This is a genomic window from Curtobacterium sp. MCBA15_008, assembly GCF_001865065.1.
In the GTDB taxonomy this organism is placed as follows: domain Bacteria; phylum Actinomycetota; class Actinomycetes; order Actinomycetales; family Microbacteriaceae; genus Curtobacterium.
This window is the reverse complement of record NZ_MJGN01000045.1, coordinates 32,413-46,060: the sequence shown is the minus strand read 5'-3', so window position 1 is coordinate 46,060 and position 13,648 is coordinate 32,413. Positions and strand designations below refer to the sequence as shown.

15 protein-coding genes are annotated in these 13,648 nt (G+C 70.5%); 7 read left to right on the top strand and 8 right to left on the bottom strand.

Going from position 1 to position 13,648, the window contains the following annotated elements:
• Positions 1–151: 151 nt before the first annotated feature.
• On the bottom strand, positions 152–694 hold the full coding sequence (locus BIU96_RS14800) for an amino-acid N-acetyltransferase (protein ID WP_071293381.1): 543 nt from the start codon (positions 692–694) through the stop codon (positions 152–154).
• Positions 695–790: 96 nt separating this feature from the next.
• Between BIU96_RS14800 and BIU96_RS14795 the strand changes: the two genes are divergently transcribed.
• From BIU96_RS14795 to BIU96_RS14775, 5 genes are all read left to right on the top strand, one after another.
• Positions 791–1,243 (top strand): SRPBCC family protein, encoded by a 453-nt coding sequence (locus BIU96_RS14795; protein ID WP_071293380.1) that lies wholly within the window; start codon positions 791–793, stop codon positions 1,241–1,243.
• A gap of 224 nt (positions 1,244–1,467) precedes the next feature.
• Positions 1,468–1,911: a hypothetical protein gene (locus tag BIU96_RS14790; RefSeq protein WP_071293379.1), complete on the top strand. Its 444-nt coding sequence runs from the start codon at positions 1,468–1,470 to the stop codon at positions 1,909–1,911.
• A complete protein-coding gene (locus tag BIU96_RS14785) occupies positions 1,908–2,366 on the top strand; it encodes a hypothetical protein (RefSeq protein WP_071293378.1) in 459 nt (152 codons plus the stop codon). The genes BIU96_RS14790 and BIU96_RS14785 overlap by 4 nt, the downstream gene beginning before the upstream one ends.
• Positions 2,363–3,310 (top strand): hypothetical protein, encoded by a 948-nt coding sequence (locus tag BIU96_RS14780; protein ID WP_071293377.1) that lies wholly within the window; start codon positions 2,363–2,365, stop codon positions 3,308–3,310. Before BIU96_RS14785 ends, BIU96_RS14780 begins: the two co-directional genes overlap by 4 nt.
• Positions 3,307–4,299, top strand: coding sequence for a hypothetical protein (locus tag BIU96_RS14775; protein WP_071293376.1), 993 nt, complete (start codon positions 3,307–3,309; stop codon positions 4,297–4,299). The genes BIU96_RS14780 and BIU96_RS14775 overlap by 4 nt, the downstream gene beginning before the upstream one ends.
• A gap of 238 nt (positions 4,300–4,537) precedes the next feature.
• On the opposite strand, the gene BIU96_RS14770 is transcribed toward BIU96_RS14775, so the two are convergent.
• Positions 4,538–7,054 (bottom strand): ATP-dependent Clp protease ATP-binding subunit, encoded by a 2,517-nt coding sequence (locus BIU96_RS14770; protein ID WP_071293375.1) that lies wholly within the window; start codon positions 7,052–7,054, stop codon positions 4,538–4,540.
• A gap of 195 nt (positions 7,055–7,249) precedes the next feature.
• Entirely contained in the window at positions 7,250–7,726 is a 477-nt protein-coding gene (locus BIU96_RS14765; protein WP_071293374.1) for a Clp protease N-terminal domain-containing protein, read from the bottom strand.
• A gap of 69 nt (positions 7,727–7,795) precedes the next feature.
• Between BIU96_RS14765 and BIU96_RS14760 the strand changes: the two genes are divergently transcribed.
• Positions 7,796–8,728 (top strand): NAD(+)/NADH kinase, encoded by a 933-nt coding sequence (locus BIU96_RS14760; protein WP_071293373.1) that lies wholly within the window; start codon positions 7,796–7,798, stop codon positions 8,726–8,728.
• Between the two features lie 60 nt (positions 8,729–8,788).
• Positions 8,789–9,901 (top strand): hypothetical protein, encoded by a 1,113-nt coding sequence (locus BIU96_RS14755; protein ID WP_071293372.1) that lies wholly within the window; start codon positions 8,789–8,791, stop codon positions 9,899–9,901.
• Positions 9,902–9,903: 2 nt separating this feature from the next.
• Here BIU96_RS14755 and BIU96_RS14750 read toward each other — a convergent pair whose 3' ends face one another.
• The 5 genes from BIU96_RS14750 to lysS form a co-directional block, all read right to left on the bottom strand.
• Positions 9,904–10,977 carry a sigma-70 family RNA polymerase sigma factor gene (locus tag BIU96_RS14750; RefSeq protein ID WP_071293371.1) on the bottom strand — a complete coding sequence of 358 codons (1,074 nt, stop codon included), beginning with the start codon at positions 10,975–10,977 and terminating at the stop codon, positions 9,904–9,906.
• 340 nt (positions 10,978–11,317) lie between these two features.
• Positions 11,318–11,533: a hypothetical protein gene (locus tag BIU96_RS14745; RefSeq protein WP_139200068.1), complete on the bottom strand. Its 216-nt coding sequence runs from the start codon at positions 11,531–11,533 to the stop codon at positions 11,318–11,320.
• 63 nt (positions 11,534–11,596) lie between these two features.
• Positions 11,597–11,743, bottom strand: a complete 147-nt coding sequence (locus tag BIU96_RS19935; protein ID WP_175477569.1) for a hypothetical protein — start codon at positions 11,741–11,743, stop codon at positions 11,597–11,599.
• 52 nt (positions 11,744–11,795) lie between these two features.
• On the bottom strand, positions 11,796–11,999 hold the full coding sequence (locus tag BIU96_RS14740; RefSeq protein WP_071293369.1) for a hypothetical protein: 204 nt from the start codon (positions 11,997–11,999) through the stop codon (positions 11,796–11,798).
• A gap of 28 nt (positions 12,000–12,027) precedes the next feature.
• Positions 12,028–13,530: a lysine--tRNA ligase gene (gene lysS, locus BIU96_RS14735; RefSeq protein ID WP_071293368.1), complete on the bottom strand. Its 1,503-nt coding sequence runs from the start codon at positions 13,528–13,530 to the stop codon at positions 12,028–12,030.
• Positions 13,531–13,648: the final 118 nt, after the last annotated feature.

Sequence of the window (13,648 nt, the reverse complement as noted above, 5' to 3'; positions counted from 1 at the left end):
CGACGTCGACCGGGAGGCACGGGCAGCGCTTGCCCGTGCCTCCCGGCACGAACCGCAGGAACCGCACGACGCGCACGACGAGAACGACGCGCACGAACCGCGCAAGTCGCGCGAGCGCCACGCGCCAGGCCCGTCCGGCACCGAACGAGCGTCAGAGGATCTTCAGCATGCGGGTGTTGCCGAGCGTGTTCGGCTTGACCCGGGCGAGGTCGAGGAACTCCGCGACCCCTTCGTCCGACGACCGGACGAGTTCGGCGTAGACGTCGGGCGAGACGACGCTCTCGCCGATCTCGAGGTAGCCGTGCTTCGTGAAGAACTCGACCTCGAACGTCAGGCAGAAGATGCGTGCGACGCCGAGCTCGCGGGCGTCGTGCTCGAGCGCTTCGAGCATCCGGTGTCCGACCCGCTTGTGGATCCAGTCCGGGTCGAGCGCGAGCGTGCGCACCTCGGCGATGTCGTCCCAGAACACGGCGAGCGCTCCGCACCCGATCGGCACACCGTCGGGGCCCTCGGCGATCCGGAACTGCTGGATCGAGCCGTAGAGCGCGACGTTCTCCTTGCCGAGCAGGATGCGGCGGTCGACGTAGGGCGCGATCAGCCGCTGGATGTGCGGGACGTCGGAGGCGAGCGCCGGGCGCACCAGGATGCCGTGGTCGTCCCGTTCGTGGAACGCGTGCTTCCCGTGCTCTGTCATCCCGACAACCATAGCCGGGCGCGGACGAGCGGCACCCGGCGACCGGGGGACGCCGCCCTGGACGGCGCCCAGCCGACGCCGCCTACCGTCCACACCATGCCTCAGATCATCGAAACCGTCGACGTCAACGTCCCCGTCCGTCAGGCCTACGACCAGTGGACCCGCTTCGAGGAGTTCCCCCACTTCCTCGACGAGGTCGAGAAGATCGTCCAGGTCGACGACAAGACCACCGACTGGACCGTCAAGGTCGCCGGTCAGGAGCGCGAGTTCCGGGCTCTCATCACGGAGCAGCACCCCGACGAGCGTGTCGCCTGGACCGTGAAGGACGGCGAGACCGACCACGCCGGTGTCGTCACCTTCCACAAGCTGTCGGACAACGAGACCCGTGTGACGGTGCAGATCGACTGGGAGCCCTCCGGCTTCCTCGAGAAGCTCGGCTCCGCCGTCGGCGTCGGCGGTCACGCCGTCAAGAAGGACCTGCAGAACTACAAGGAGCGGGTCGAGAACGCCCCGACCGAGCCCGGCTGGCGAGGCGACGTCCAGGCGTAGGACGCAGCCCCGGATCGGACTGGAGGCGCGGTGCCAGCTGGCACCGCGCCTCCAGTCCGTCCACCGGTCCCGCCCACAGCGCACGGATCGCGTACCCGGTTTCGGCATCCCCCCACGAAATGCCGACCTGACGGGCGGGCCGGACCCTGGCAGAGTGGTCGGGGCTGGCCGTCGCGCTGGTCCAGTTTTATCATGTCTGAGACAGATGTAAAGGGTGGGACGACGTGATCGAGTACAACGACGACGACGCGCACCGGCGCGAACTCTCCCGGAAGCTCCAGCTCCTGATGGACGTCGTCGAGGCGAACTCGGGCCAGCGACCGTCCTACAAGGAGATCGCCGCCGAGATCGAGACGCAGGGTGTCTCGATGAGCCGGCCGCGCTGGGGGTACATGCTCGGCGGCAACGGACCAGCCGTGCGCGACCAGCGGCTCCTCGCCGCCCTCGCCGACTACTTCGGCGTGCCGCCCGAGTACCTGACCGACCCCGCGGGCAGCACCGACGTGCCGGAGCGGGTGCAGGCGCAGCTCGAACTCGTGCTCGAGCTGCGGAAGCGCGAGGTCGTCGCGTTCGCCACCCGCCGCCTCGGCGAGTTCGCCACGGCCGACGAGATCCGCGACTTCACCGAGCACGTCCGACGCCTCGACGAGTCCGGGGGTGCATCGTGACGGCGTTCCGCGACCGGCTCGGCGCGATCCGCCGGCAGTCCGACGCGCGCCGTCGGGTGGAGCGCCTCGGACTCCCCCGCCGGCTGTCCCTGCCCGAGCTCGTCGAGCGTGCGGAGACCGCGCTCGGCAAGCCCATCGCGGTGCGCACGGCGGACCTGCCGGGCGACCTGTCGGCGCGGCTGATCCAGCGCGCGGACCACGCCCTGCTCGAGACCCGGCCAGACCTCTCCGAGCGCTCCCGGGTCGCGTGCGTCCTGCACGAGCTCGCGCACGTCTTCATGGACGACCGTGGGTGCGACCACCAGGCGTACACCGGGCTGCTCACCGGACGGACCGCGTTCACCCGCTCCCTGGACACCCCGCACGAGCACGAGGTCGAGCTCGTCGCCGACCAGCTCGCGCTCCGCATCGGGCTGCTCGACCCGGACGGCCAGCAGCCCGGGATCTTCCGGTGACGCTGCACGTCTGGGGCTCGCTCCCGGTGTGGTTCATCCTGCTCGTGCTCGTCGCGCGGCTGTGGCTCGTGCGCACGCAGTCGGCGAGCGTGACCTGGCTCATGGTCTGCTGCGCCTTCGTCGCGGTGGGGCTGACGATCAACCAGTCGGACGTGCTGACCTTCCTCGCCACGGTCACCCACGAGCCGAACGTCGCCGACCTGCTCGGTCGCTGCCTGATGGTCTGCGGGCTGTTCGCGCTGGCGCAGTCGGTCGAGGCGGCCGCCAGCTCGGCGAACCTGCTCCGACCGAGCCGGCTGATCGGCTGCGTGGCGGTCCTCGTCGCCCTCGTCGTGCTGTTCTCGCTGATCGACGCCCCGCACCCGACGTCGTCGTTCATGGCGGAGTACGGCGACCAGTGGCCCACCGCGGTGTACTCCGCGGTCGAGATGACCTACGTCGCGATCGTCATCGCACGGTCGGCGCTGGCGGTCCTCCGGGCCTTCCGCACGGGTGACCTCGGCCGGACCTACTGGCCGTTCGTCATCGGCGCGGGTGCGATGGTGCTCCTCGCCGTGATCGCGGTCGCCCTCGACGCCGTGCACGTCCTGGGCGCCGACGACGTGATGCGGGCGCTGTCGGCCGTGTACGCCCCGGTGTTCCTCACGTCGATGGTGCTGCTCGCCGTCGGCGCCGCGGGCGGGGTGCTACCGGACGCCGCGCGGGAGTTCCGCGACTGGCGCCGGACCCGTCGGCGCTTCCGGGTGCTCGAGCCGGAGCTCCGACGCCTCGAGACCCAGTCCGGCAACCACGGCCTGTACTTCACGATCGTCTGGCAGCGTCGCCAGTGGCGGAGCCGCCTGCACCGGCTGTCCGTCGAGCTCGAGGACCGCGCGCGCGAGGCCGGACAGGACGTCCCGGCGGTCGCCGCACCCACCACCGGACGCACCAGGGAGACCACATGACAGGCGGACGCTTCGCCGCACTCGGCACCACCGTCGGCGCGGCCGGCACACTCGGGCTCGGGGCCCTCGTGGCGCGTCGGCTGATCGTCCCGACGCCCTACACCGCGACCGCCACGGTGCGGAGCTCCTCCGCCACCGAGGTCGACCTCGTCGAGACGCGGGACACTCGCCTGCCTGGCACGTACCGGCTCACGCGAGACGGGCACGACGTCCGCGTCGGCGAGGTCCTGAGCTCCGACGCGGACGGCGTCCGGCGTCGAACGGAGTCCGCCGCGGCCGACGGTGAGTGGACCTGGGACGCGATGCTGTTCGACGACGCCGCGGACGCCCCCGGTACCGAGCCCGTCAGCGCCGACACCCACGTCGTGCACGTCCACGGGCAGTCGCTCGGCCCGCGCCAGGTCCTCCGTGGCCTCGGGGTGTGGCGCGGACTCGGGGCGACGTCCGAGGTGCTCGACACCACCGACCTGCCGCTCCGCTCGCTCGACCCCGTCGCGGTGGACCGCATCGTCGCCGCCGTCCGAGCCGCTCGTGCCCGAGGTGTCGCCCGAGTCGTGCTGCAGGGATGGTCCGCCGGTGCGCTGGCGTGCTCCGTGGCCGCGATGCGTGAGCCGGTCGACGGGATCGTCGCGTTGTCCCCGCTCCTCGACGTCCGGTCCGCCCTGCGCGGTGCGGTCGGCGCAGCCCGACTCCCCCGCTTCGTCGGCACCGTCGCGGCGCGCATCGCCACCACACCCGTGGTCTCCCGCCTCGCCGGTGCTGCGCAGCCGGTGGGGACGACCTCGTGGCAGGACACCCGGACGCCGACCCTCGTGCTGCACTCCGAGGCCGACGTGCTGGTGGCGGCGGACGACGTCACCCGGCTCACCCGACGCCGCGACGTGCGCGCGGTCGCCTTCCGAACGGCGCCGCACACGCTGGAGTGGAACGAGGACCCGGAGCGCTGGGAGACCGCGGTCCGCGAGTTCTCCGCCACCCTGCCCGCCTGACACCAAGGCCCCGGAACGAGCAACGGCCCCGGTCTCCGAGGAGACCGGGGCCATCGGCGTCTCGACCCGTTGGGGGGAACGGGTCGATCGCTGTGCGCGAGGTGTTGGGGGGAACGCCTCACGCAGTCCTCACCGTACCCCCGGAAGGGGGTCGGCGGACACACGACGCGCACACAGGACGTCGGAACGACGGGAGGCGCGGTGCCAACCGGCACCGCGCCTCCTGTACGGACGTGTCCTAGGACTCGATCTCGCCCTGCGGAGCGTCGGCGGCCTCGACCGCTGCCGCCCCGGCGAGGACCTCTTCGCGGCCCGGCTGACGCCCGGTCTCGAACTCGAACTTGCCGTCGACGAAGTCGACCTTCACGTGGTCACCGGCGTTGAGCTCACCCTGCAGGATGTGCTCGGACAGCTGGTCCTCGACCTCGTGCTGCATCGCGCGGCGGAGCGGGCGTGCACCGAGGGACGGGTCGAACCCGACCTTGATGAGCTGCTCCTTGGCGGCGAGCGTGAGCTCCACCGTCATGTCGCGGTCGAGCAGACGGTCCGACAGACGCTTCACGAACAGGTCCACGATCTGCAGCAGCTCGGGCTGCGACAGCTGCGGGAACACGATCGTGTCGTCGACGCGGTTGAGGAACTCGGGCTTGAAGTGCTTCTTCAGCTCCTCGTTCACCTTGCCGCGCATCCGGTCGTAGCCGACGGCCGAGTCACCCTCGACCTGGAAGCCCACCGGGCCACCCGCGATTCCCTGCGAACCGAGGTTCGTGGTCATGATGATGACGGTGTTCTTGAAGTCGACCACGCGGCCCTGACCATCGGTCAGACGACCCTCTTCGAGGACCTGCAGCAGCGAGTTGAAGATGTCCGGGTGGGCCTTCTCGATCTCGTCGAACAGGACCACGGAGAACGGCTTGCGGCGCACCTTCTCGGTGAGCTGGCCGCCCTCCTCGAACCCGACGAACCCGGGAGGGGCACCGAAGAGACGCGAGACGGTGTGCTTCTCGCCGAACTCCGACATGTCGAGGGAGATCAGGGCGCCCTCGTCGTCGAACAGGAACTCCGCGAGCGCCTTGGCGAGCTCGGTCTTGCCGACGCCCGTGGGGCCGGCGAAGATGAACGAGCCCGAGGGGCGGTTCGGGTCCTTGAGGCCGGCGCGGGTGCGGCGGATGGTCTTGGACAGGGCCGAGATGGCCTCTTCCTGACCGATGACCCGCTGGTGCAGGGCCTTCTCCATGAAGACGAGACGCGAGGTCTCCTCTTCGGTGAGCTTGAACACCGGGATGCCCGTGGCCTGCGCCAGGACCTCGGCGATGATGCCCTCGTCGACGGTGCCGGACGCGGCGACGTCACCCGCACGCCACTGCTTCTCGAGGCGGAGACGCTCGCCGAGGAGCTTCTTCTCCTCGTCGCGGAGCGAGGCGGCCTTCTCGAAGTCCTGCTCCTCGATCGCGGCTTCCTTCTGCCCGCGGACCGTCGAGATCTTCTCGTCGAACTCGCGGAGCTCCGGCGGCGCCGACAGGATCGACAGGCGGAGGCGTGCGCCGGCCTCGTCGATCAGGTCGATGGCCTTGTCCGGCAGGAAGCGGTCCTGCACGTAGCGGTCCGCCAGGTTCGCCGCGGCCACGATCGCGCCGTCGGTGATGGACACCTTGTGGAACGCCTCGTACTTGTCGCGGAGGCCCTTGAGGATGTTGATCGCGTGGGGCAGCGACGGCTCGTTGACCTGCACCGGCTGGAAGCGACGCTCGAGTGCGGCGTCCTTCTCGAAGTGCTTGCGGTACTCGTCGAGCGTGGTGGCACCGATGGTCTGGAGCTCACCACGGGCGAGGAGCGGCTTGAGGATCGACGCGGCGTCGATCGCGCCCTCGGCAGCACCGGCACCGACGAGCGTGTGGATCTCGTCGATGAAGACGATGATGTCGCCGCGGGTGCGGATCTCCTTCGTGACCTTCTTCAGGCGCTCCTCGAAGTCACCGCGGTAGCGGGACCCGGCGATGAGCGACCCGAGGTCGAGCGAGTAGAGCTGCTTGTCCTTCAGCGTCTCGGGCACGTCGCCCTTGACGATCGCCTGGGCGAGGCCCTCGACGACGGCGGTCTTGCCGACGCCGGGCTCACCGATCAGGACGGGGTTGTTCTTGGAGCGGCGGGAGAGGATCTGCATGACCCGCTCCATCTCCTTCTCGCGCCCGATGACGGGGTCGAGCTTGCCGTCGCGCGCCGCCTGGGTGAGGTTCCGACCGAACTGGTCGAGGACCTGCGAACCCTGCTGGGCGTTCTGCTGCTGCTCGCCGCCGACGGCGACCGCTTCCTTGCCCTGGTAGCCGGACAGCAGCTGGATGACCTGCTGGCGGACCCGGTTGAGGTCGGCGCCGAGCTTCACGAGCACCTGGGCTGCGACACCCTCGCCCTCGCGGATCAGGCCGAGCAGGATGTGCTCCGTACCGATGTAGTTGTGGCCGAGCTGCAGCGCCTCGCGCAGGGACAGCTCGAGCACCTTCTTGGCGCGCGGCGTGAACGGGATGTGCCCGGTCGGCTGCTGCTGGCCCTGCCCGATGATGTCCTGAACCTGCTCGCGGACGGCATCGAGCGAGATGCCGAGCGACTCCAGCGCCTTCGCGGCGACGCCCTCGCCCTCGTGGATGAGGCCGAGGAGGATGTGCTCGGTGCCGATGTAGTTGTGGTTGAGCATCTTCGCTTCTTCTTGAGCGAGGACGACAACACGACGGGCTCGGTCGGTGAATCTCTCGAACATGTGCTCTCCCTTGCCGGACTCGTGGAAGTCCGGTGACGTACATCGAGAGTAACCAGCGCTCCCCCCGGTGGCTGCCCCTGTTCGCCGTGGGCGTGACCCCGTTGCGGGTTGTGCGCGGTGGGCGGACGGATCGACGGCCTGGAGGCGCGTGGCGGGTCCGCCACGCGCCTCCAGGCCGTCGTCCGGTCCGGTCGACTACGCCTGCCGCGCTGCGCGACGGACGGCCCGCCGGAACCGGCGCGGCTCGACGCCGAGCTGCTCGAGCACGTCGTGCGCGGCGCCCATGAACGGGTCGTCGATCCCGTCGAGCACCGCGAGGACCACGTGGTGCGGTCGGACCCGCGCTGCCGGGTCGGCGAGCTGCGCCGCGCGGGCCAGGACGCGGGCCGCGGCCGGGGTGCAGGCGACCCGGTCGGGTGCGTACGGCGTCGCGGAGCGCGCTCCGACGAAGGCGTTGCTGGCGGCGCGGACCCGGTCCGGTGTGACGCCGTGGGTCTCGATCACCTGTCGGAAGCGGGGCATGCCGGAGCACAGGGTGACGGCGGCGAGGAGCAGGTGCTCGGCGTCGAGGAACCCGAAGCCGGTCTCGCGCGACTCCTGCTCGGCGAGGAGCACGATCTCGCGGCCGTGCCGAAGGGTGGGCACGGGGACGGAGAGCGTGGCGATCTGCATGCATGCAGAATATCGCACATCTGTGATGAGAACCAGGGCTGTTCGGGACGAGGTCGGTACGATTCCGGCATGGAGCAGCCCGTCGTCGGCCTCGTCGTCCACCCGACCAAGAACGTGCAGGAGTCGGTCCGGACCCTGCAGCGCTGGAACGCGTCCGGACGGGGACGCCTCGTCGCCCGTCGCGCCGACGCCCAGCGCATCGGCGGCGGCGTCGACGTCATCGGGGACGAGGACTTCACCGAAGAGGTGGACCTCGTCGTCGCGCTCGGCGGCGACGGCACGATGCTCGGCGCGATGCGACTCGTGGCGAAGCGACCGGTGCCGGTCCTCGGCGTGAACTACGGCAACGTCGGCTTCCTCGTGGAGATCGAACCGCCGGAGCTCGAGGCCGCGCTCGAACGCCTCTCCGCCGGCCAGTACCAGCTCGAACCGCACCACGCGCTCGAGGCCAGGCTGTTCTGGAGCGGGGCGCGCACGGACTACCTCGCGTTCAACGACCTCACGATCGTGCGGCGCCCGGGGGCCGGGCAGGTGTCGGCGGACCTCAGCGTCGGCGGGCTCGGCTACGGCTACTACCGCGCCGACGCCATCGTCGCGGCGACCCCGGCCGGGTCCACCGCGTACAACTACGCCGCCGGAGGTCCCGTGCTCTCCCCCGCGCTGTCCGGCTCCGTGGTGACCCCGGTCGCGCCGATGGCGGGGATCGACCGCGCCGTGGTGCTCGCCGCCCGCGAGCGCTACCGCTTCGACATCGCCGAGGGCACCCGGAGCGCGGCGCTCGAGGTCGACGGGCTCGTCGTCGGCGAGGTGGCGACCGGTGCGCAGCTCGACGTCCGGCTCCGGAAGGACGCCGGCAGCGTGGTCCGCCTCGACGCCGAGCGGCACGGCCGGACCGGGCGGGTGAAGCTCAGCCTGCTCGACCTGCCGGTGCGGCCGGACCAGCTCATCGAGCTCATCCCGCAGGACCTCCGCCAGAAGCTGGGGCGCGAGGTCGAGGAGTAGCCGGGGAATAACCACCCTGGGTGGTTCGGTTCCTCGGACACGCGCCCGAGGAGGCACCCCATGGCCAGCAACAGCTCGACCCGTCCGAAACTCGCACTGAACACCTTCGGCATCGCCTTCGGGACGGCCGGGATCGCCGGCACCTGGACGGCTGCCGGCGCCGAGCTCCACGCCCCGCAGGTCGTCGGCGAGGTCCTCTGGATCGTCGCCGCGGTCGTGTGGGTGACCACGATCGTGCGGTACGCCGTCCGGGCCGGCGGGCTGCCCGGCGTCCGCGACGACCTGCGGCACCCGGTGTTCGGTCCGTTCGCCGCACTCGTGCCGGCCGTCGGCTCCCTGCTCAGCGCGCACCTGGCCGGGTGGCTGCCGGTGGTCGGCGCCGTCGGGGCCTGGACGACCGCCGCCCTGTCGACCGCCTTCGGTGCCTGGTTCGTCGCGTCGCTGCTGACCTCGCCACGGGAGCCGGGGACCCTGCACGGCGGCTACCTGCTGCCGACGGTCGCGGCGTCGCTCCTGACCGCGCAGTCGCTCGCGGCGATCGGACAGCAGACGCTCGCCGTCGGGTTCTTCGCGACGGGGATCCTCTTCTGGCTGCTCATCGGGGCCGTGCTCTTCGCCCGACTCGCCACCGGGCCGGCTCTCCCGCCGCCCCTCTTCCCGACCCTGGCGATCCTGTCCGCTCCACCGGCCGTCGCCGGCAACGCATGGTGGACGATCACCGGCGGTACGTGGTCGACGGTCGACACCGTGCTGGTGTCCACGATGGTGGCGTTCCTGCTGCCGCACGTCTTCCTGGTCCGGCGGTACCTCCGCACCGGCTTCGCGATCGGGTTCTGGGCGATGACGTTCACCGCGGCCGCGAGTGCGACCTACGGGGTCCGCGTGCTCACGACGACCGGGCTCGGTGTCGTCGGGACGGTGGCCGCCTGGGTCGTGGTGGCCGCGGCGACGCTGCTCGTCGGCACGATCGCCGTGCGGTCCGTCGGACTGCTCCGCGCTGGCCGCGTCCCGCACGCCGGGCGTCCTGACCGCTCGCGCTCCGGCCCCCGGAGACGTGAATGGCCCGCCCAGGCAGTACCTGAGCGGGCCGTCCCATCACCCCACCGAGTCGCCTTCCCACGGAACGACCCGGTTCCCCGAGCCAGCGCTCACGCGCCGGCCGAAGTGTTCTGACCTCAGTCGGTCAGGTACAGCTGCATGTCCTGCGAGACCGCCTTGGCGAAGAGGCGGAGCTTGGCGCGGGACTCCACACGGCTGACCGCCTGGCGGGTCGTGTGGACGATCTTCGAGATCTCGTCGAGCGTCATCGGCTTGTCGTCGTCGAGGCCGTAGCGCATGCGGATCACGTTCGCCTCGTCGCTCGGGAGCTCGGCGACGATGGAGCGGATGTCGCGGTGCAGCAGCGTCGTCTCGGTGAGCTCGTTCGGGCTCGCGGCGTCCTCGTCCTCGATGAAGTCGCCCAGCTCGCTGTCGTCCGAGTCGCCGACCACGGTGTGGATCGAGACCGGCTCGTGCGAACGGCCCTTGAGGTCGACGAGTTCCTCGACGCTCATGCTCAGCTCGGCGGCGACCTCGTCGGGCATCGGCGCACGGCCGAGGTCGACGGTCAGGTCGCGCTCGGTGCGCGAGATCTTGTTGATCAGCTCGACGGTGTGGACCGGGATGCGGATCGTCCGGGCCTTGTCGGCGAGACCACGCGAGATCGCCTGGCGGATCCACCAGGTGGCGTAGGTCGAGAACTTGTAGCCCTGCGTGAAGTCGAACTTCTCGACCGCACGGACCAGGCCGAGGTTGCCCTCCTGGATGACGTCCATGAACGGCAGACCACGCTGCGAGTAGCGCTTCGCGATGCTCACGACCAGGCGGAGGTTCGACGTGATCATGCGCTCCTTGGCGCGCTCACCGTCACGGACGAGCCAGCGGAGCTCGCGCTGCAGGGTCTTCGCGAGGTCCTTCTCGGTGTTGAGCTTCTCTTCTGCGAAGAGGCCCACCTCGATGCGGCGGGCGATTTCGGCCTCTTCCTCGGCGGTGAGGAGCGAGAGGCGGCCGATGTGGCGGAGGTAGTCGCCGACCTGGTCGACCGAGGCGCCGCGGACACCGGCGAGCTGCTCGTCGGCTTCGACCTCGGTGTCGAGCGTGGTGGTCTCGCTGGTGGCGGCGGAGGTCTTCGCTGCTGCCGTCTTCTTGGTGTTCCGGCGCGCGGTGGTGCCAGTGGTCGTCGTCTTCGGTGCTGCGGTCGCGATCGTCATGATGACTCTCCCTGCGTTCGACGGTGTTGGCCTCGGTGGGGTGATCACGAGTAAAGCGGTCACGAGGTGTACCCCACAAACCGATCCGATCGATTCTCAGGCTTCTCCGTGCTTCGCCATCGGAACCGTCCCCCACGGGGTACACCACCGCGTCGATCCGGTCCCCCATCTGGCCGCAGATCGGCCCGGATTCGCCGTGTTTCCGGCGTTGCGGAGATGTTTCGCCCGGGTTACCAGGCGTGTACCCCGCGAAGTTGCGTCCTCTGGACACGAGAAAGGGGTACGGCGGCCGGGATCGGTGCGATCCGGTCGTCGTACCCCGAAAGCGGAGCGCTGGGGGTCACCAGGAGGGTTCGAGCCACCCTTCGCGGCGCTTCGAGACCTCGAGATCGGCGTCACGGTCGAACTCGTCGTACTCGCTCTCGATGTCGCCGACCATGCTGCGGCCGGTGAAGACGGTGCCGCGGTTCGTGCCGACGGCGCTCTCGCCGTTGACGGCGGCGATCGGGCCGCTGACGTCGGCGCTCCGGCCGGCGAGGATGTGCGTGATGGACATGCGGACGATCGTCACCCCGCGACGCGTCGTCCGGGTGAACGGGCGGTGACGATCCCCGGACGGTCAGACGTCGATGTCGTCCTCGTCGCCGTCCGACCAGACCGCGTCGTCGCGGGCGGCGTCGGTGAGCGCCGGGTGCCCGAAGGCGTCGTCGGTGTCGAGGTCGTCGAGGGGCTCAGCCGGCCCGACCGGCTCGGCTGCGGCGTGCATGGGCGACAGCGTCACACTGTGCGGTGAACGCCGAGTGAACCCGCGTGCGGCGCTACTCGGCGGAGGCCGGTGCCGGCGCGGGGACGCCGTGCTCGCGCTCGAACCGGGCGCGCTCTTCGGCCTCGACCTTGGCGTACACGGCACGCTCGCTGCGGTCGGCCCGCATGATGGCGCGCATCACGAACCAGAAGATGAGGCCGACGACGACGGTCGGCGTCAGGGCGAAGATGATCCCGGTCACGACTCCATGCGGCACCCGAGCATGATACCTCGCCCGACTGGGCTCACTTCACGAGCGGGAACAGGATCGTCTCGCGGATGCCGAGCCCGGTGATCGCCATGAGCAGGCGGTCGATGCCCATGCCCATGCCACCCGACGGCGGCATCGCGTGCTCGAGCGCCCGCAGGAACTCCTCGTCGACGCGCATCGCCTCCGGGTCGCCCCCGGCAGCCAGCCGTGCCTGGTCGACGAAGCGCTCACGCTGCACGACCGGGTCGACGAGTTCGGAGTACGCCGTCGCCAGCTCGAAGCCGCGGACGTAGAGGTCCCACTTCTCGACGATGCCCGGACGGGTGCGGTGCTCGCGGGTGAGCGGGGAGGTGTCGACCGGGAAGTTCATCACGAACGTGGGGCGGTCGAGCGAGTCGATGACGAAGTGCTCCCAGAGCTCTTCGACGTACTTGCCGTGGGTGGCGTGCGCGACCTCGACGCCCTCGGCCGCGGCGAGTTCCTGCAGCTCGGCCAGCGGCGTCTCCGGCGTGATCTCGCGACCGGCGGCCGACGACAGCGAGCCGTACATGTCGATGCGCGGCCACTCGCCACCCAGGTCGTACGAACTGCCGTCGGCGAGGGTGACCTCGAGCGGACCGCCGGTCACCGCACGCGCGGCGTTCTGCACGAGCTCCTGGGTGAGGTCGGCCATCTGCTCGTAGTTGCCGTAGGCCTGGTACGCCTCGAGCATCGCGAACTCCGGCGAGTGGGTCGAGTCGGCACCCTCGTTGCGGAAGTTCCGGTTCACCTCGAACACCCGGTCGATGCCGCCGACGACCGCGCGCTTCAGGAAGAGCTCCGGGGCGATGCGCAGGTACAGGTCGGTGTCGAAGGCGTTCGAGTGCGTGACGAACGGACGCGCCGAGGCCCCGCCGTGCTGGGTCTGCAGCATCGGGGTCTCGACCTCGAGGTACTCGTGACCGGCGAACGTCTGGCGGAGCGACGCCATCACGGCGGCACGGGCACGGACCGTGGCCCGTGCGTCCTCGCGCACGATGAGGTCGAGGTAGCGCTGGCGGACCCGCGTCTCCTCGTTCAGCTCGTTGTGGAGGTTCGGCAGCGGCAGGATCGCCTTCGCCGCGATGGCCCACTCGTCGACCATGATCGACAGCTCGCCGCGGCGCGAGGAGATCACCCGGCCGTGCACGAACACGTGGTCGCCGAGGTCGACGAACTCCTTCCAGCGCGCGAGGGACTCGTCGCCCACCTCGGCGAGGGACACCATCGCCTGCACACGGGAGCCGTCACCGGACTGCAGGGTCGCGAAGCAGAGCTTGCCGGTGTTGCGCGAGAACACGATGCGTCCGGCGACGCCGACGACGTCCTGGGTCTCCTCGCCGGTCTCGAGGTGCGCGTACTGCGCCCGCACGGCCGGGATCGTCGTGGTGATCGGGAGCTCGGCCGGGTAGGCCTCGATGCCCGACTCGAGGAGCTTCGCCCGCTTGTCGAGCCGGACCTGGCGCTGCTCGCTGGTCTCCTCGGCTGACAGGACGTCTGCGGCGGTCTCTTCGCTCATGCTGGTGCGGCTCCGATGGTCGTGGGGGTCGCGTCGATGCTACCCGCGCGCGGGGTCCGACCCGGAATCCCGCCCGTCCGGTCGTCCAGTCGCCCGGACGTCCGGTCGTCCGGTCGTC

Bases quoted from the DNA above. Each gene is read 5' to 3' on its own strand.
- BIU96_RS14750 (WP_071293371.1), bottom strand. From the start codon at position 10,977: ATGACGATCGCGACCGCAGCACCGAAGACGACGACCACTGGCACCACC.
- lysS (WP_071293368.1), bottom strand. From the start codon at position 13,530: ATGAGCGAAGAGACCGCCGCAGACGTCCTGTCAGCCGAGGAGACCAGC.
- BIU96_RS14800 (WP_071293381.1), bottom strand. From the start codon at position 694: ATGACAGAGCACGGGAAGCACGCGTTCCACGAACGGGACGACCACGGC.
- BIU96_RS14795 (WP_071293380.1), top strand. From the start codon at position 791: ATGCCTCAGATCATCGAAACCGTCGACGTCAACGTCCCCGTCCGTCAG.
- BIU96_RS14775 (WP_071293376.1), top strand. From the start codon at position 3,307: ATGACAGGCGGACGCTTCGCCGCACTCGGCACCACCGTCGGCGCGGCC.
- BIU96_RS14745 (WP_139200068.1), bottom strand. From the start codon at position 11,533: ATGTCCATCACGCACATCCTCGCCGGCCGGAGCGCCGACGTCAGCGGC.
- BIU96_RS19935 (WP_175477569.1), bottom strand. From the start codon at position 11,743: ATGCACGCCGCAGCCGAGCCGGTCGGGCCGGCTGAGCCCCTCGACGAC.
- BIU96_RS14755 (WP_071293372.1), top strand. From the start codon at position 8,789: ATGGCCAGCAACAGCTCGACCCGTCCGAAACTCGCACTGAACACCTTC.
- BIU96_RS14765 (WP_071293374.1), bottom strand. From the start codon at position 7,726: ATGCAGATCGCCACGCTCTCCGTCCCCGTGCCCACCCTTCGGCACGGC.
- BIU96_RS14760 (WP_071293373.1), top strand. From the start codon at position 7,796: ATGGAGCAGCCCGTCGTCGGCCTCGTCGTCCACCCGACCAAGAACGTG.
- BIU96_RS14770 (WP_071293375.1), bottom strand. From the start codon at position 7,054: ATGTTCGAGAGATTCACCGACCGAGCCCGTCGTGTTGTCGTCCTCGCT.